Genomic DNA, 19,239 nt, shown 5'->3' on the forward strand with positions numbered 1-19,239 from the left:
TATTTTACTCATTTTTCCGTGTATTCAGTGCTTCCGTGGCTATACTTTTCCGCTCACATTCCGTCATTGCGAGCTAAAGGGTCGGTTTCGTGTAAGGGCGTGAAGCAATCTGTCTGGTGAATTGATAGAATAGATTGCTTCGTCGTTCCTCCTCGCAATGACGGGTTTGTCGTATTCTCGATGTGCTATTTCCGTGTATTCAGTGTTTCAGTGGCTATATTTTTCCGCTCATCGCCGCGTTGGCTCCTTCTTTTTGACAGCAAAAAGAACCAAAAACTGCCGGCTGATATTTTTTTATGAAAGTTTGTACTCAGGCTGGGCCAGTGTATCCCAAAAAATCCCTAGGCCGGTAAAAAGCAAAACGGAGAAACAATGGTTTGGCCGTAGAAATCGCCTTAAACCAGTATATTATTTTACTCATTTTTCCGTGTATTCAGTGTTTCCGTGGCTATATTTTTCCGCTCACATTCCGTCATTGCGAACGGCAGCGTGGTTATTGTGTAGTGGCCTGAAGCAATCTGTCTGGTGAATTGATAGAATAGATTGCTTCGTCGTTCCTCCTCGCAATGACGGGTTTGTCGTGTTCTCGATGTGCTATTTCCGTGTATTCAGTGTTTCAGTGGCTATATTTTTCCGCTCACATTCCGTCATTGCGAGCTAAAGGGTTGGTTTAGTGTAATGGCGTGAAGCAATCTGTCTGGTGAATTGAGAGGATAGATTGCTTCGTCGTTCCTCCTCGCAATGACGGGTTTGTCGTATTCTCGATGTGCTATTTCCGTGTATTCAGTGTTTCCGTGGCTATACTTTTTCGCTCACATTCCGTCATTGCGAGCTAAAGGGTTGGTTTAGTGTAATGGCGTGAAGCAATCTGTCTGGTGAATTGGTAGGATAGATTGCTTCGTCGTTCCTCCTCGCAATGACGGGTTTGTCATGTTCTCGATGTGCTATTTCAGTGTATTCAGTGTTTCAGTGGCTATATTTTTTCGCTCACATTCCGTCATTGCGAGCTAAAGGGTTGGTTTAGTGTAATGGCGTGAAGCAATCTGTCTGGTGAATTGGTAGGATAGATTGCTTCGTCGTTCCTCCTCGCAATGACGGGTTTGTCGTGTTCTCGATGTGCTATTTCCGTGTATTCAGTGTTTCAGTGGCTATACTTTTCTGCTCACATTCCGTCATTGCGAACAGCAGCGTGGTTATTGTGTAATGGCGTGAAGCAATCTGTCTGGTGAATTGAGAGGATAGATTGCTTCGTCGTTCCTCCTCGCAATGACGGGTTTGTCGTGTTCTCGATGTGCTATTTCCGTGTATTCAGTGTTTCCGTGGCTATATTTTTCCGCTCACATTCCGTCATTGCGAACGGCAGCGTGGTTATTGTGTAGTGGCCTGAAGCAATCTGTCTGGTGAATTGATAGAATAGATTGCTTCGTCGTTCCTCCTCGCAATGACGGGTTTGTCATGTTGCCGCGCCAATAACACCTCGCCTATCACCAGTTATCCGTTCTGAATGGAGGCGCTGGCATCCCTTCTGTGCTATACAATTCGCCAACAATCCAATCTTTAAAAGCGTAACGTACAGCGATAGGATTGTGTACCTCGGTGTTAAACACCATAACCTGACTATCTTTAATCTTCGCTTTTGCGGGATGATATACCCGATCAGCGCCAGCAATTTCAAATTGCGTTAAAGTTTTCCCATAACTGGTTAAACCCAAAGGCGTATTCAGAAATTTAAGCGTTATGGTATCTGCTTTTACCTGCATGGAGGCGTACCGCGGACCAACCGCAGCGATTCCTTCTATATGGTAATGCTGCGCTAAAGCAAGTGCCGCCAAACGTTTACTGATCGGTGTTTTATTTGCCGGATGAATATTATGTTCTTCACCTACATCCATAGAAACTGCGATTCCGGTATTGACCAACGAATCGGTTAATTTTACTTGTGCTTCGCGAAGTAATGGAAGTGACAGCGCTGGTTCTTTCCCATAATTCATCGGTGCAATTTGAACGGTATAAAACGGCCAGTCGCCGATATTCCAATGTTTGCGCCAATCTTTCACCATCGCCATTTGCAAAGCAAGGTAATCTGAATTGTTGTGGCGATTTTGTTCGCCCTGATACCAAATTACACCAGCAATGGAAAACCCTTCTAACGGCCGAATCATTGCATTATATAAGTTTCCTGGTGTTTGATGAATCGCTTTGGAAATGGCCCGATCCGTTTTCAAGCGTTCACCCAGAAGATCTTCGAGCACTTTTTTATCCGTCCACGCTTCAATCGGAGAGCCTCCCCAAGTGCTTTGGATTATCCCGACAGGCACACCTAAATGTTTTTGCAACATTAGCGCGAACTGGTAACCTACGGCACTGAAGTTCGCTACCGATTGCGCGTCAGCTACATTCCATTCACCTTTAACGTCATTTTGCGGCTGATCAGAATAGGCTCTTTCGACATGAAATAACCGAAGGTTTGAATTGGGCGATTCCAAAATCAGATCGGCAGAATGCGCTATGGGTAAATTTCCGTAACCTTTAACAGGCATATCCATATTGGATTGACCGGAACAAATCCAGACCTCGCCGATTAAAATATTGTTCAATACAACTGTATTTTTTTCGCTGATGTGCAAGGTATATGGACCACCAGCGGCAGGCGTGTTCACCCAAAGCTGCCAATTTCCGGTTTCATCCGTTTTGGCTTTGTATTTTTTTTCGTCCCAGGATGTTTTAACCACAACAGATTGTCCGGCACTTCCCCAACCCCAAATCTTAACCTTAGTATTCTGTTGGAGCACCATATTGTCTCCAAAAAAAGATGGCAGTTTAACTAAAGCAAAAGCAGAACTACCAACGCTTAATAACAAAATAAACAGCAAATTACGTATCATTTTATATCTGGTTTTGGTGTATTCATAGTTGTTTTACCAATTGCTATGGCGCCAACGATAATTGCTGCACCAACACCTAATATTACCAGAGAAAAACCCTTAGCGAGTGCGCCTAAAATCATAATGCCTACGCCCACCACAGCCATAGAAATGGCGATTACCCGAATCCCAAAAATATTTTGTTTTTCTGCTGCGAAATGCGTTATAACGGCTTCCTCTTTCGGTTGTTTCGATAATCTCTCCTGTTCCGCGTCCATTAGAATTGCTTTTTCAGAAACGAAACCCTTGCTGGAGTAATACAACTCAAAGGCTAGCAAAATGGCAATCGGGATGCCCATTCCGAGCGCTGTTTCAATTGTTCTGCTTAGTTTAATTTCCAGTAATGATGGTGCCAATACTTTGAAAAAAAGGTTAATAGAAAGTGATGCAAGTGTGGCGAAAACCACAGACAAACCCGTTTGACGTTTAGAAAACAACGTCCATATAATTGGCGCAAACAATGCGCCACCAGCAATAGATGCTGTGCTAAGCACCACTTCTACAATTCCGCCGGCACTTGGAATCCACATGGCTATTACAATGGTCAAAATGCCGAACAACAGCGTAAACAGCCTTGCCATCCAAATTACTTGTTTTTCTGAAGCCGAAGGACGGATTAAATTTTTATAAATATCTTGTGCAAAAACCGTTGCTGCCATATTAATGGTTGTATTTGCTTTACTTGACGTTGCAGAAACCATCCCGGCCAAAACCAAACCAATTAAACCGGCTGGCATTACTTTCTGAATGAGCATCATATACGCATCTTCAGTTTCCAACCCTTGTAAATTTGGATTGATGATGCGGTAAATCATTGGCGGCAGCATCCAAATCACTGGACTTACAAAATAAAGTATAGTAAAAATTCCGGCTACTTTTTTAGCATTTTTCTGATCGGCAACGCTGGTATACCGCTGTACGTATGACCAATTTCCCCCAATATAGAACGTTTGGTAAACAATAAAGGCCAGCATAAAACCGAATGTATAATCAGAATTAAAAGGTTCGAAAAAATGCTCTGGCGCTTTGCTGATCAGGTTATTTACACCTCCAATCTCTGCAAAAGAAATCGGAATTACGATAAGTACTGCAGCAGAAAGAATTACAAATTGCACCACGTCTGTAACGAGTACTGCCCATAAACCGCCGGCTGCAGTGTATAAAACAATGATTAAACCAATAATTAAAATACAGGTATTAACGGGCAAATCTGTAGCTACATGAACCATCTTCCCTACCGGATACAATACTGCAGCGGTGGTAAATAAACTGAGCAGCAAAGTCATATATGTATAAAATTGTTTTTCTTTATCGCCGAATCGTTTCCCGATGTATTCTGCTGCAGTAGCTACGCCGGTTTTTTTCCATCGCGCAGCAATAAATAACATCACAATAAAACCGCTGATGGCCATTGTTAATTGAATGGCATTGGAAACTACACCGTATTTATAGGCAATTGATCCCCAAACAACAAAAGTACCTGCAGAGAAATAACTGATGAATAGTGAAAGTCCGTTGATCCACCAGGGCGTTTCGCCACCTGCTTCAAAAAATGCTTGTCCGTTTTTACTGCCTACGCGGGTAAAAGTGAGGCCAATGGCAAAAATTAACAGGGCGAAAATCCCCATTACTATAAAATCTAATCTAACCATTTGTCGTCAATTCTATTTAGTAAGCATAACAGCGCAGGGCGAAAATGGCCGCAGGTACCTGATCAGAAGGATGCTGAAATTCTATCGTTAATTTATTTGTATTAATTTTTTCGTCGAAACGGATGTGGTTTCTGGTTTGGAAGTTATCGTTTTTGGTATAAATTTCCTTGCCTGTATCGTCTTTTATACGATAATTGCGGATTACGAACGGCATCCGGTTTTCTGGATGTGTCATCAAGACAGATTCCATTGGATGATCAAAATCGCTATCAAACCAGATATCTATACTTTTAATTCCCTGATTTTCTGTCCATTGAATCTCTACAGTTGGGTTTGGATCAGAAAAATCAGCAATCCATGCATTTGTTCTTGAAACCGGCCGATCTGTTCCGTTAGAAATGTGAGTAATACTTCCCGGCGTTAGTGCATCCGATAAATTAAGTGCAATATTTTGGCCGTTAGGTCTGCGTTGCGGGCACCAAAACTCAAACTCATCCACGCCTGTTCCTGCCGGTGGTATTTGTTTACCGTTGTTGGAAACGGCTTTATTCTTAGAATTAAAAACGGATAAAAATCCGGTGATGCGTCTTTCGGTATACCCCAAACTCAGTTTTGGATTGGCTGCAAAAAGCAGAAAAACATATCCATCTTCAGCTAAATCTATATCAAAGTCAACATCAACTTCCAGTTGTCCGGCTTCAACGGTTAACGTTTTCTCGCCAAGTGTAACATCAGGCGTAAAACTTCCTCTTCTACTGCAGATACGCAATTCTACCTGCAGATTTGTAGATTCATTTGTTTTAACGGGAACTTTAAATATTGGTACAACTCCCTTTTTAAGCGGCAACATTTGTCCGGATGGAAGATCTAAAGTTTTCCATAATACCGTTTCACCGAAACCTGTAAAATCAATTTCGCTTGAAGCCTTTACTTGCGCGAGATGGAGCAAATCTTTTTCATCTTTGAAAGCCACATTTGGAATATGCTGTCCTTCGCGCATCAGGCGATTTTGCAAATCTTTTAAATGCTCTGCCGCTTTCAATGCTTTCGGTTTTAAGTTTTTAGCTAAACATTCTGCTGCTGCAATACCTGCAACCTGACCAACATAAGCACAGGTAGCCATTACACGTGTTGCGCCAAAAGCAACGTGACTTACACTGATATTTCTTCCCGTGAGGAAAAGATTATTGATGTTTTTACTGTATAAACTGCGGTATGGAATCTGGAAAATACCCTTACTGTGCCATTGATTACAACCAGGACGTTCGCTATAAACGCCATCTGCCGGATGCAAATCTATAGACCATCCACCAAAAGCAACAGCATCTTCATGTTCTCGTTGTTCTACCAAATCTTGCTGGGTCATCATATAATCCCCTTCAAAACGTCGGCTTTCCCGTTTTCCGGGGATGGTTCCTACCCATTCTAAAGTCAGGTTTGCAGCCTCCGGGAATTTGCCGGAGTTTTTAATGTAATTCCAAACGCCATACACCACTTTCCACAGTTCCCATTTTATTTTCTCGGTATCGTGAACGGTATCCAAACGGCCGCCATATTCTACCCACCACAGTTTACAACCAAATTCATTGGCATTAAATTGTTTAAAACGCGGAATGGCTGTAATGTCTTCTAAGGCAAATGATGGTGCAATAAAGTTTACGGGTTTGCCGGTATCTTTGCTATAAAAATATAGGGAATGGCCCAAAAGTTCGCCATATTCGGCAGTTGGAGCCATACCTTCATTAAATTCTTCTTTAGATTCTGCACCCATTCTAAATGCTGCGCCAGCCAAAAACCCAACAATACCATCACCTGTCGCATCACAAAACAAAGGTGCCGACAATTGGTAATTGGTAGAATTCTGACTGCAAAAAGCTTTAAGGCTGGAAATGTTGTTTTCGCTGTCTTTAGCCACCTCATAAACCGCTGTGTTCAGCAAAAGCTGAATATTTGGTTCCTGACTTACTTTATCCAGCAAAATCATATCTAAAATTAATGGATTTCCTTCGGGATTTCTAAAGGTATTTTCGACCAGCAATTCATCTATAAAACCGCCTTCTCTAGACCATCTGTTGTTGTTGCCCATATGTGATGTTGCACCCAAGACCCATAAACGGACTTCGCTCGATGCGTTGCCGCCCAATACCGGGCGATCTTGTACAAGTATTACTTGCAATCCCTGGCGTGCTGCTGTAACGGCTGTAGAGACTCCGGATAAACCGCCGCCTGCAACAACCAGATCGGCAGATAAGGTAATTTGGTTAAGTGCTCTTTCTACCGTCGCTTCTTCTTTTTTCATGAAATATCTTAAGAATATGTAGCCAGCTTACTCATATCACTGTGCCACTTCAAATGTTAAAATGAATCCGAAGATATTTATATTTTATATCGGGTGAATGCGGCAATTCCCGTAAAAAATTTTGGGAACGCTCCCGATAAATAGGAACGTTCCCAAAAACATAATTTAAAACTTTTTGAAAAATAATCTGCGCTTTTAGCCCACTAAACCGATTAAACTTCGCGTACCGTAGAATTGCGAATAACCAGTTCTGCATCTAGCGTGCGGATTAGCGGTTTCCATTCGCTGATGTCTTTATCCATAAGTGCCAATAACAAATCCATCGCATTGCGGCCAATTTCTCTTACAGGCTGTGCCAGTGTGGTTAAGCTTGGTTCAATAAAATTTGATCCGTAATTGTCACTAAAACCAACCACAGCAACATCTTCCGGAATGCGTTTGCCGATTTTCTTTAAAACCTGGATGACTTCAATCGCTGTAGGGTCATTTACTGCGAAAAGTGCATCTACAGGATTGTCTAACTCAAGCAAATGTTTCACATACATTTTAACATTGTTGAGCGAAAGATCGTAACTGATGATCAGTTCTTCATCTAAAGGAATATTGTGCTTTTTTAATGCATCGGTATAACCGTTTAACCGTTTACGACTGATGACGAGCGATTTTGGCCCCGCGAGATGCGCAATTCTGCGTTTGCCAATACTGATTAAATGTTCTACCGCTTTAAATGCCGCGTCATAATCATTCACCACCACTTTAGGCACCATCATTTCTTCGCACACGCGATTGAAAAAAACCACGGGAATCCGTTTCCGGATAAATGCTTTCCAATGATCGTAATTTAATGTTTCTTTAGTGAGCGAAACCATAACACCATCTACCCGATTGGCCAGCATAACTTTAGAGTTGGCGACTTCAGTCTCATAACTTTCATTGCATTGCGAGATCAGGACACTGTAACCTTGTCTGGCCGCTTCTTCTTGCGCACCAACCACAACCTGAGGAAAAAATGAAGTAATAAACTCTGGAACAACAATACCGATGGTTTTTGTTTTATTGGTAATTAAACTGATAGACAGCATATTGCGCTGATAATCTAGTTTTTCTGCAAGTTCAAGAATTTTTGCACGGGTTTCTGTTTTCACGCTGGGATGACCGGTGAGCGCCCTTGATACCGTTGATTTCGAGATATTGAGTTCATTGGCAATATCAACGATAGTGGTTTGGTTACTTTTCATATTTGGTTAGCATCAGTTAAGATTGTGCCCGCACAAGGCTTGTGTAAGGGAAACCAAATTAATAAAAAAAGTGAGAAGCAGAAAATGCTTTACGGGTATTGCCGCGCAGTGCGATTAAGGTTTTACTTTTAATCGGTTTTCAATAAATAGAGTTTCGGCATTTGCGACAGCAGGTGCAGCAGAAGAAGATCCGGTTTTAAGCGTACTTAGGCGATCGGCAATTACCAGAGAAGTTTTTGTATTTCCGCCCGCAGCAATATCGTCTAAAACTTTCTTCAGGCAGGCTTCGCGTACGTCGCCAAGCGGATAAGCGCCATCGGCTACCACCGATAAATCCACTGCCATACCATTAAAATAATCACCAGAGCCGCTGCCGTTTTTCAACAAGAAGCTAGACATGTATACCGTATATTTATCCACCACTACGCCAAAAAAACCCACTGGTTTTCCATAGGTTTTAGTTCCGGCAAGTTTAACGTTCATATACGGTTTTAAGCAGTTTATAAGCAATTCACTTGCAGATGCTGTACTTCCGGAAACGATAAAATAAACACTCTTAAGATTATCCAGAGTTCCTTTCTTACTAAAGTTGTATGTGTTAGCTGCTTCTGTAAAATCTACATCGGCCATTGTTGCCGGGCGCCCCTGGTATGTTACAGATTTGCCATTTGCATCCAGATAAGGCTGATGCCGTAAAATTAGTGCCTGATCGTTTTGCATTTGCGCATTAAATTGCTCCGAATACATTTTCTTTCCGTTTAAAGATGAAGACCCAATCAGGTTGGCAATATATTCTGCAGTTTCTACATATCCACCGCCGTTGCTGCGCATATCAACCACCAGATCGGTAACGGATGCCGCAGCGAGTTTACTAAATGTATCGTCTAAATAGCTTTGAGATTCAGCGAGTTTCGGAAAAGAGGAAAGTACAATATAACCTACTTGAGAAGTGCCTGCGGTGATGGAAGACGTTAAAGTAATCGGATTGACTGCAATGGCATCAGTCAATCCGGCAACCTGGCCGCCGCTGCTTACGCCCGCAACAAGGTAAGAGTACTTTGGCACACCTGCCACGCCCCGATACTCGTAAGGCAAGCCGGTTGATGTGTTGATTTTAAGTTGTGTAATATCAAATAACTCGGTATTAAATGCGGTCAGATCTGATGTGGTGTTGCCGTATTTTGTACGCGGATCAAAAACGGCATACGTAGGCAAAGCATCATTCCACAAATAAACCTGTTTGGCATAAAGAAAAATTGAATCCAACGTGAACTGCTTCCGGGTTCCGGTTGTTGGCGAAACAATTTCTTCAACGGCTTCACCTTCTTCCTGATCCTTTTTACATCCTGTAAAAGCAAGAACTAAAATAAAAATAACAAGAGGTAAATATTTAATGCGTTTCACAGAGTTTCCTTTTTTAATGCTAAAGCTATTGAAAAACTTTTACCGCACCAAAAACTTCAGAAAATTGCGCAAATGTATCATTTGCTGAATCTATTACCTCTTGTTGCTGGGTTTCTGTCTGGCCATTTGCATTCATGACACCAACAAATTTGCCCCACATTTCACCTGTGGCGGCGCCATAACCTGAGAAGAAAGAAACCCCTTCGGTAATGCCGCCTTTTGCCAGCATCTGCACAATAATGCTTCCTCCCATAATAGAACCTTCCATCACATACAGTGCACCCAAGGCTTGCAAAATATTGGTAATTTCCGGAATGGAAACTTCAGGAAGATCTGACGCATCACCACCCAGAGATTCAATATCCTGTTTCAAAGCACTTGCATGGCGGCGGTCTAAATAATCAGGTAGAACATCAATAGTGATAAAATGTGCAATGGCTTCTTCTACCGCGCCAAAATACGCATAGAAATGTTTCAACAAATCTGCGTAATCTGCATTGCTGCGGATGGCTTTCAATTTTAAAACCACTTTTTTCTCTAAATCCTGGTGTGCCGCTTTTGTGGCTTCTTTAATGTTTGTACTTAACATAGCATGCTGAATTAATGTTCGTTTGTATTTGTTAGTTTGAAATAGGTAGATGTATATGTTTTTTACTGAGTAACGGTAATCCGCCTAGTACTTGCTGTGATGGCCAGAACAACGTCTGTTGCCGCGGCATGATAAGTATCGGCAGTGTAACTGTATTTAAAGTACTGGTAAGTTCCTGTAGGAAAATCTGAAGGAATGGTAAATGTGATTGAGTTGCCGTTTCTGGCAGAAATTGTCAACGGGTAATAGGTACCTGTACTACTGGTTGCTAAACTGGCGGCTGTAAAATAACTTGCGTCTCCAACTCCGGTTAAAGTAAATGAACCACCGCGTTGTACCGTTTGTGCGGCAAACAAGGTGAGTGCCATTGTTGGTGCTGCGGGAGCCATTACGTAATTTGTTGTTCCGGTTACACTTTTAATTCCAGAAACCACAGTTACTTTAAATTCTGTACCTATCGGTGGAAAAGTGTTCGCGGTAGCCACAGTGCTGGTTACCCGTGTTGAGGTTACCGAACTTACAGGCATTTGATAACGCTTTCCGTTGGTTGCTTCAAGATATACGTGTGTTTTGCTGGTGTCGGCAATTAAATAATCCGTTGTACGCACCACAATTGTAGAATTGATTCTGAATAAATTAGTGGTTCCAAATACGCTGCTACCGGTTAATGTAAAAGAATTAAAATCTGGTTGTGTAAATACAGGTTTTAAATTATAGGTACTTATCGTTCCATCTTCTGCGGTAACTTTAAAGGTTGTTGCTTCTGTAAAAGCAACGCTTGTTCCTGAAGCTGGATTAACAGTAGCCCGCTCGGAAACAGAAATTGCCGGACTGATACTTGCCGGGACTTCTTGAAATGGTGGCCAATAGACCATAATATCCTGCCCAAAAATACTGGCGCTAAGTGTACTACCATCGCTTGTTTTGATACTAAAGCTTTCGATTTTATTATATGGAAAATCGGTATATTCTTTCTTACAGGCATTTAAAGCCAAGATGAGAACCAAAATGGAAATCTTGGTCAAAAAGTATTGAAAGTATTTATTTTTCATTTTAATGCTGTTTTGCGTTCAACTCTGTTGTTTATCGAATGATTTTGCCGTAGGTAGACCAAGTTTAACACTTGATTATGACGTTTTTTTATGCTGATAATCTTCCAGATTGAAGGTAATTTCCCTTGTCCATTTTTCGTATCTGAATAAAATGATTGAGGGTATAAATAACCAGATGCGATTATTTTTTATAATTTCGCACCTGGTTATTCAGGTAATAATCCGGGTTTGCTTCATGTGGCCCGATCTGATCTGCGTAGAATGGAGCTTAAGTTTTGACGGTTTAGGCCTCCGTTCTTCGTAGTTATCTATCAAGCCATAGGGTTAATTAGTTTACTTTTTTGAAATTGAAAGATACAGTTCCAAAGAATTTTCCTGTTGTTCCATCAGCTACAGTGCCAATAGTATTTAATTGAGTAACATAAACAGCGCCTTCGCCAATGAAAGAACCAGCGTAAATTACTACATAACGGCCAGGTACTTTAGAGTTTGCGTGTGTATCTAAACTGTAAACATACCATCCTGGTCCAGGTGTATTATAACCTAAAGAAGTAACGTTTGTAGCTTCTTCTACATCGGTAAGTGAAACTGCCGATAAAGCTGGACTGCTTGCAATATCAACATAAGCCAAAGTATAACCAGAACCTGCGTTAATTACGCCGTCCCAAGCGCCATTAAATAAGGCCTGGCCACCGCTTGCTACAGTTGCGTTGTTTTCCAGATCAAAATATGTTGTGCCCCAGTTTCCAGTTGAACCTGGCGTTGCCGAAAGTGGTGTTGTAAAGTTTCCGGTATATACAGTTCCTACAACAGCAGCTTTAGTACCAGTTAAAGACAACTGGCTTGGAGTTTCTGCAGTGTCTTTTTTACAAGAGGTTGCTAAGATTGCTGTTACAGCTAAAAGGCTCAAAAATTTGATTGTTTTTTTCATGTGGTTTAAATTTAAAAGATGTGTATTTATATATATTTTAGGGATGCAATCCCCGGATTATTCTGTTACCAGTAAGGCCGTTACTGAGGCATTTGCAAAACCTGTAAAGGTGCCGGTTAAGGTGACCAAATATCGGCCAGGGGCTAAATTTGTTGGAACACTGGCTGTTGCCGTTGTTTCACTTTGTGATACAATTGGAAAATTGTAGGTTACACCATCTATTACTCCGGTTAATGAGGTGAAATTTTTAAAAATAGTACCTGTAGTTGGGAAAAATGTAAAATTCGCTCCTGCTTTTGCAGTAATTGTGGTGATGTTTAGTCCAGGTTGTCGGAATTTAATTTCTAATGGCGTAGTGCCGGTTGCGGTTAAACCAAACACCCGAACTTTTACATAATAGCTTCCTTCTGCGATAGTTGCAGGAATAGCGAGTCCGTTTAAGTAGTAAAGTCCGCCTTCAGAAACATAAGTTTTACCAAAAAGATACGGTTGTAACTCTGCTGTTTCCTGCCCTGCTGCGTTTACCATCGTAACATGAATATCATCCATATTTGCAGCGTAGAAATTTCCGCCTACAGTAAGCGATGTGTACGGTGCACTATATTCTGCTGTTTGAGAAGATATATACAGTGGCGTTTCCTGTTGCACAACAATCTTCAGTTTATAGGTGCTTGTACTTTGATCTGCACCAACAACGGTATATGTTGTTGTCGTGTTGGTTAATGCTACCGGAATTACTTCTGTTTTAAGTGTTGCACCTGTAGATACTTTTATTTCAGGATCAATAACGCTTAGCTTGAAGTAAGCCGGGAGGTAAACGGTAATGGTTTTATCACTTTCTGTAATAGCGCCATATATGTCGCCATCTAATGATGAAACTTTGAATTGTGTAATGAGATTTGCTGGTAACGGATCAAGGCCGATTGTTTTTTTACAGGCGGTAATTCCGGTTACCATTAGGATGAGGGCAAGAATGATGAGGTAATTTTTTTTCATCTGTTTAACTTTGTGTTTTCCTTTTAATTGTTGAATGTTGTTTTTCTGGTAGATTGTTGATGTAAAGGATTATTTAATTTCAAATTTTGTACTTCCGGCAGGCACCAAAACATATTCAAAAGTGAAATACATATGAGGCACATCTCTGCTCCATTGTGCCAATGTAAATGCATCTTTATAGCAGCTTATCATTTTAATTTTTGCGTAATTTCCTTTTGCTGTTTTCACTACAATGGTACGTGGTTTTATAACCGTTCCGTTGGCGAGGGTTAAAGCTGTAGACAGTGCGTAGGCTACATGTTGTTTATCGTAACTGCCGTCTCCAACTTTTAATCCGTTAAAATCGTAGAGGTACCAGCCCATTCCAACACCATAATCTCCGGCATCGTCTGTACCAACCACATCTTTCCCGGTTTTAAAAAGAGCATCAGCAGGCACATCTGTTACATCATCAAAAGCTTGTTCCAGAATTAATATGCCGCCTTTTCCGCTGGTTCCATAACCATAATTGGTTGTTGCGCTGCCATTGTTTCCGCTAAGAAAACTATTGTAAAGCCCGCCGAAAGCAACGTCCCACCGGTTGGTTTTTGCATAATCTGTAGTTACTGCAGCTTTGCCTTCCAGACTAAAATATATAGTTGGCGGTGTTGTGGTTGCATCATCTGTTAAGGTCGCTGCAAAATTTTCTACACGCAGCAACTTATTGTAGGCAATGGTAGTTGTAGGTTCTGTTACTTCTGGTTCTGGCTCTATCACATCCGATTTTTTACAGCCAAAAGTGCATACCGCAATGAGTAGTATAAAAATGGAGGTTTTCATGTTTATGTATTTCTTCTGTGGGTTTATCTGGTCATTCTTATTCATAATGTGTTTGTTTTTATTTAGTTCTCAAATTGCGGCTTCCATCCTGCTGTGCGTAATACCTGAAGGTTAAATATGGCGCGGGCCAGTTTAAGTCTGTTACCGCCGGTGGATTGCCTTTATACACACTAATCAATTGTAGTTTTGCGTACTTTCCGTCTGGCAGGCGAATGGCATAACAGCGGTTTGGAACGGCTTGCATAATGTGTGTATTTAAACTGTAGTAAAACCATCCGCTTGTGCCGTCACTTACTGCCCAGCCAATTTTGGTCATATCACTTGCATTAAATTGTGCATCGGTTGGCGCATCGGTTACCGAATCATAAGATTGTGGCAACATCACGACTTTACTTTCTGCCGAGCCACCATAACCCGGATTGTACATATAGTTTTTATCATTCACATACACTTCGCTATTGTACGGGCCGGTAAAAGCAATATCCCAGTTTTTGGTTTTTAACCATTGTGCAGAATCTGCTGCCGTACGAATCCAGATTTGTTTCTGATCGCTAAAGCGGAATAAAAAAGTATAAAAATCGCGTTGTACTTTGCCTGGCGTGTTTGTAGACATAGATGCTTCTGTATCTCCAGCCAAATCGCTGATTACCGTACTGCTTCCATCCTGCAAAAGTGATGTCGGATCTTCTGCATCTTTAGAACAACCAAACAACATGGCGGCAACAATACACAGTAGAAAGATTAGTCTGTTTATTTTCATAACTCTTTAGTTTAATCTTTAAAAAAGCGATACGTCAATCCGGCAAGTATTACCCTTCCCGGCTGTCCGGGCATGAGCATATCTGTGTAATTCATAATGTTATCGGCGGTTACGCGAATAGAAAAATGCCTTTTCCAGAGTTTCTTTTCTATGGATGCATTGATCAGAAAGAAACCATTTACAAAAGTGTCATACCGGTCGATAAACTGATTGCCGTTGCTGTCTCCAAACGGATATTTTCCACGATAATTTACCCTTCCGGTAATGCTTAAATCAAGCGGCCGGTATTCATAAAATGCCTGAAAATTGACCATATGCCTCGATCTGTTTTCTATCCCCCAGTAATCTGAAGTGCTAACGGGATAAGAATTTCCGGTTTTTGGATCGTGGATATTCTGGTTGTAAGGATAATTGCCCTGACGGATGCTATCCAGTACGCTTAAATCTTTAGCAATCAGATACTGATATCCCATACTGATTTCCAGACTTTTTAAAGGACTGAGCTTCACCGATGCATCAATACCTTTGTTTACAGCTTTTGGCAAATTCTGATAGGTGTAAATAATTCTGTTGTTGCTGCCTGTAGCAATTTGAATGCTGTTGAGCTGGTTGCGGAGTTGATGGTAGAAAACGCCACCTTCAATTTTCAGGCCTTTCCCCGCATTCCAGACAAAGCCAGCATTGAGAGAGGTGCTTCGTTCTGCTTGGAGGTTTTGATCCAAAGAATTCAGCAAATATTGTCTGATTTCGCTAATCTGACCTTGATTCTGCAATTGCGTTAAGGTGCTGCGCAAAACTTCGTTTCCTATGACCAAATAATTAGCCACCGGATTGTAGAACACCAGATAACGGGTTTTAAAATCTGGTGCTTTGAAACCTGTACCTACTCCGGCTTTCAACGTTAATTTTGGTAGAAGCTGGTATTGCAGGCCGAAACTTGGGTTTACTTTACCGCTGTAAGAATTGGTATAATCATATCGTAAACCACCAACAGCACCCAGTTTATCGTTGATCTTCCAATCGCCTTGCGCATAAATAAATGCAGTATTCAAAGCACCCGGAGCAGTTAAAGATTGATCGTTCATGGTTTCGTGACTTCCACCAAAACCACCGGTAAATTTTAAATTATCTGAAAAACCATAAGCAAACTGCTGTTCAAAGCGGTGGAGGTTTTGTTTAAACACATCATTCGTTACGGTAGAATTGGTTTGTTCCCAATTTACATGTACGTCTGATTGAAAATCGGTAAAGTAATAGCGTGTCATACTGCGTAAGCCAGATCTAAAATTGTAATCGTAGCTTGCAGAAAGATTTATTTCTTGCTCGTCTTGGTTATCACCAGAAATAATCCCCAGCCCGAAATCCTTCTCCATAAAAGATTTACGCAAACCAAAACGGCCGCTAACGCCTAACGTTCCATTTTTACTCAACTGGTAACGAAATCTACCTTGCAAAGCATAATTATCATAAGGCGGCGCGGTTGTACCGGCCTGTATATATTTCGGATTGGTATTAAAACCGTCACTGTGGTAGTAATTGGCAGAAAAATTTGCAGAGCCCCGCTGACTGGCAAAAGGCGTTTCGCCTTCTAAAGTGGCATCTACAATATTTAAACTTCCGTAGGCTACAGAAGCCATGCCTTGAGGTTCTATTGCGCCATGCCTGGTGATGATGTTAATTGCGCCTCCAAGTGCCTCACTACCGAAAAGACAAGATGAGGCGCCTTTTAAAATTTCTATCCTTTCGATATTGCTTACGCTGATTCTGGAAAGATCAAAATTTCCATTATTCCGGCCAACCATTGGTTGTCCGTCTATTAATACCATAACATATTCGCTGCTAAACCCTTGCATCTGAACGCCAACAGAGCGTGCTCCACCAGAAATATTGTTTACAATGGCAATTCCGGTTTGTTCTTTTAAAACTTCATCCAGCCTTCTGCTACCCATCAACTCAATGGTTCTGCGCGTAATTACCGTTACGGGCATCGCACTGCGTTCTAAACGCATCAGGTTATCCGGACTTTCTCGCCTTTTCGCAATTTCTACTTCATCCAGCTGATGCTCTGCCGCAACAAGTTTTACTTTTAAAGTGGCGGTTTGATTAGAAATGATATTTACTTTACCTTCAAAAGATTGATGCCCGATCATTTGCACAAAAACCTGATAAGTTCCGGCATAAACTTTCTTAAATACATAACTACCGTTTTGATCTGTTTCTGCCAGATGCCTGTCTGGCTCTAAACGGATTGTTGCACCGGGTAAAGCTTTACCATTCCCTTCTGTAACCACGCAACGCAAGCCACCGAAAGATTGCGCATGTATTTTGAAAGAAAGAACAGACAGGATTAGCAAAATATTTAAGGTTTTCATGTATCAATCGTAAAATCTTATCCATTTGTTATTTTTAATCATTCTAAATAAGACCGATACAAACATCCGTAATCGTCTGCACAATTGGTTTGTGCAATCCGTATTTAGTTTTGTGCAATCCGTATTTTAATTTGTTCAATCCGTATTTTTTTCAGCAAGACGAAGAAACACATGAGCGAAAAACAGATCACAAAACACTATATATCAAACAATTAAAAAATATACAAATACCTTTAGGTTATTTCAAAAACTAACTAGAAAGCAGTCAGCTATTTGTAATTAGTATAATTAAAGAGTTGTTTTGTTGAAACAAAAGGAAAATCCTGATGATGAGAAAAAGAATTCTGGTGTTGTGTTGTTTGGTTTCGCTATGCTTTTGCAGCTTTGCGCAACCGAAAAGGATTGTGACACTGAGTGCCGCAATTAGTGAAACCGTAAATGCACTCGGACTGGGCAAAAACATTGTTGCTGTAGATGTAACCAGCGAATATCCGGAGAATATCAAGCGACTACCGAGAGTTAGCCGTAATCGCTCGCTATCTGCAGAAAGTATTGCCGCTTTTCGCCCCGATTTAATTCTTGCGCCATCTGGCGACCTTTCTAAAGAAAACCTGGAGCAATTCAAATCGCTCGGTATTCGTGTGGTTCAGATTACTCAAGAATATTCTGCGAAAGGTGCGTTAAAATTTATCAGGCAAATTGCAGCCGCAACAAATACAATTGAAAAAGGCGAAATACTGGCGAATGCTACAGCGCGCCGACTAGAAAGTGCATTAGCCCAGTCCAAAAAAAATACAAAATTGCCCAAAGTATTGTTCATTTATGCCCGTGGTGCAGGTACAATGAATGTTGCAGGTAAAGGCAGCAGTTTGGATGCAATTATAAAACTTGCCGGCGGCAAAAATGCCATTCAGGAATTTAACGAATTTAAACCCTACAGCTCCGAAGCCCTGATAAAAAGCAATCCGGATGTGATTTTAATGTTTGATTTTGGCATAAGCAGCCTTGGCGGTAAGGAAGCCATTTTGCAAATGCCCGGCGTTCAATACACCAATGCCGGCAAGAATAAAAAAATTGTAGATATGGATGGTCCACTACTGATCAATTTTAGTACACGTTTACCAGACGCTATTAAAGCGCTAAATTTTCAAATCCATTAAATGCGCCATACTCTAATTTATATTTTCCTGTTTTTTGTTTTAGGTTTAACCATTGTAGCTGCGCTGGCTTTGGGCGCCATGCAAATTTCTTTTGCCGAAGTTATTGCCATTCTGGCTAAATCTGCAGGTTTCAAATCTTCGTTATCTATTGATCCGGTAAATGAAGGTGTTGTACTGATGATTCGTTTGCCCCGGTTACTCATGGCGCTTCTCGTTGGTGCTGCTCTGGGAATCTCCGGTGCCGCAATTCAAGGAATATTCCGCAATCCGTTGGCAGAGCCAGGTTTAATTGGCATTTCTTCTGGTGCTTCTTTAATGGCTGTGGTCATTATTGCTTTTGAGACGCTGTGGTTTTCTACCATGAGCCAGGTTTTAGGCTATTACCTTTTGGCACTGGGCGCATTTGTTGGCGCAGCAGTCTCAGCATTACTGGTTTACAATCTATCTAAAAGCAATGGAAAAGCAAATGTAGTAACCATGTTATTGGTTGGCATTGCCATAAACGCACTGGCAGGCGCACTAACCGGATTGGTCAGTTATCTGGCCGATGAGCAGCAATTGCGTAGCATTACATTTTGGATGTTGGGTAGTTTAAGCGGTGCATCCTGGCAAAATGTAAGTTGCATTGCGCCGTTCGTTGTAATCGCATTAGTCGGTCTTCCGTTCTTCAGCAAAGGTTTAAATGTATTTGCTATAGGCGAAAGACAAGCAGAAATGATTGGATTAAATCCCGATTGGATTAAAGGATGCGTAGTACTTTTGTCCACAATGGCGGTTGGTGCGTCGGTTTCTGTTTCGGGCATTATTGGTTTTGTAGGTCTGTTGGTGCCGCATTTGGTGCGTTTGCTTGGCGGTGTAAACCACCGTTTTGTATTGCCAGCTTCTGCCCTGCTGGGTGCATTGGTACTCACAGTTTCTGATTTGATTTCACGATTGATTGTTCAACCAATTGAACTGCCAATTGGTGTTGTAACGGCGTTGCTCGGAACACCTATATTTTTATATATCCTTATCCGCGATAAAAAGAAATTAATCCATTAAAA

Annotated in this window: 14 protein-coding genes; 2 read left to right on the forward strand and 12 right to left on the reverse strand. The window is 41.3% G+C overall.

Features of this window, described 5'->3' with window-relative positions:
* Positions 1 to 1,484 precede the first annotated feature (1,484 nt).
* The 12 genes from ACJVDH_RS11025 to ACJVDH_RS11080 form a co-directional block, all read right to left on the reverse strand.
* Positions 1,485 to 2,885 carry a sialate O-acetylesterase gene (locus ACJVDH_RS11025; protein WP_443943454.1) on the reverse strand — a complete coding sequence of 467 codons (1,401 nt, stop codon included), beginning with the start codon at positions 2,883 to 2,885 and terminating at the stop codon, positions 1,485 to 1,487.
* Positions 2,882 to 4,576 (reverse strand): sodium:solute symporter family protein, encoded by a 1,695-nt coding sequence (locus ACJVDH_RS11030; protein WP_443943455.1) that lies wholly within the window; start codon positions 4,574 to 4,576, stop codon positions 2,882 to 2,884. The genes ACJVDH_RS11025 and ACJVDH_RS11030 overlap by 4 nt, the downstream gene beginning before the upstream one ends.
* A gap of 16 nt (positions 4,577 to 4,592) precedes the next feature.
* Complete coding sequence (locus ACJVDH_RS11035) at positions 4,593 to 6,875, reverse strand: FAD-dependent oxidoreductase (protein ID WP_443943456.1); 2,283 nt, start codon at positions 6,873 to 6,875, stop codon at positions 4,593 to 4,595.
* 212 nt (positions 6,876 to 7,087) lie between these two features.
* Complete coding sequence (locus ACJVDH_RS11040) at positions 7,088 to 8,113, reverse strand: LacI family DNA-binding transcriptional regulator (protein WP_443943457.1); 1,026 nt, start codon at positions 8,111 to 8,113, stop codon at positions 7,088 to 7,090.
* 114 nt (positions 8,114 to 8,227) lie between these two features.
* The gene (locus ACJVDH_RS11045; RefSeq protein ID WP_443943458.1) at positions 8,228 to 9,517 is read right to left on the reverse strand and encodes a S41 family peptidase; all 1,290 of its coding nucleotides are present in this window, start codon (positions 9,515 to 9,517) and stop codon (positions 8,228 to 8,230) included.
* Between the two features lie 25 nt (positions 9,518 to 9,542).
* Positions 9,543 to 10,106: a biliverdin-producing heme oxygenase gene (locus tag ACJVDH_RS11050; protein WP_443943459.1), complete on the reverse strand. Its 564-nt coding sequence runs from the start codon at positions 10,104 to 10,106 to the stop codon at positions 9,543 to 9,545.
* 62 nt (positions 10,107 to 10,168) lie between these two features.
* Positions 10,169 to 11,158: a hypothetical protein gene (locus ACJVDH_RS11055; RefSeq protein ID WP_443943460.1), complete on the reverse strand. Its 990-nt coding sequence runs from the start codon at positions 11,156 to 11,158 to the stop codon at positions 10,169 to 10,171.
* 328 nt (positions 11,159 to 11,486) lie between these two features.
* Positions 11,487 to 12,089 (reverse strand): hypothetical protein, encoded by a 603-nt coding sequence (locus ACJVDH_RS11060; protein ID WP_443943461.1) that lies wholly within the window; start codon positions 12,087 to 12,089, stop codon positions 11,487 to 11,489.
* Positions 12,090 to 12,146: 57 nt separating this feature from the next.
* Positions 12,147 to 13,085, reverse strand: coding sequence for a hypothetical protein (locus ACJVDH_RS11065; protein ID WP_443943462.1), 939 nt, complete (start codon positions 13,083 to 13,085; stop codon positions 12,147 to 12,149).
* A gap of 69 nt (positions 13,086 to 13,154) precedes the next feature.
* On the reverse strand, positions 13,155 to 13,949 hold the full coding sequence (locus tag ACJVDH_RS11070) for an HmuY family protein (protein ID WP_443943463.1): 795 nt from the start codon (positions 13,947 to 13,949) through the stop codon (positions 13,155 to 13,157).
* Positions 13,950 to 13,962: 13 nt separating this feature from the next.
* Positions 13,963 to 14,664 carry an HmuY family protein gene (locus tag ACJVDH_RS11075; RefSeq protein ID WP_443943464.1) on the reverse strand — a complete coding sequence of 234 codons (702 nt, stop codon included), beginning with the start codon at positions 14,662 to 14,664 and terminating at the stop codon, positions 13,963 to 13,965.
* A gap of 11 nt (positions 14,665 to 14,675) precedes the next feature.
* Positions 14,676 to 17,036 (reverse strand): TonB-dependent receptor, encoded by a 2,361-nt coding sequence (locus tag ACJVDH_RS11080; protein WP_443943465.1) that lies wholly within the window; start codon positions 17,034 to 17,036, stop codon positions 14,676 to 14,678.
* Positions 17,037 to 17,362: 326 nt separating this feature from the next.
* On the opposite strand from ACJVDH_RS11080, the gene ACJVDH_RS11085 reads away from it, so the two are divergent.
* Both ACJVDH_RS11085 and ACJVDH_RS11090 read left to right on the forward strand, forming a co-directional pair.
* Positions 17,363 to 18,196 carry a heme/hemin ABC transporter substrate-binding protein gene (locus tag ACJVDH_RS11085; protein WP_443943466.1) on the forward strand — a complete coding sequence of 278 codons (834 nt, stop codon included), beginning with the start codon at positions 17,363 to 17,365 and terminating at the stop codon, positions 18,194 to 18,196.
* Positions 18,197 to 19,237 (forward strand): FecCD family ABC transporter permease, encoded by a 1,041-nt coding sequence (locus ACJVDH_RS11090; protein WP_443943467.1) that lies wholly within the window; start codon positions 18,197 to 18,199, stop codon positions 19,235 to 19,237.
* The last annotated feature ends 2 nt before the right edge of the window (positions 19,238 to 19,239 follow it).

The organism is Pedobacter terrestris (assembly GCF_052343045.1).
Lineage (GTDB): Bacteria > Bacteroidota > Bacteroidia > Sphingobacteriales > Sphingobacteriaceae > Pedobacter.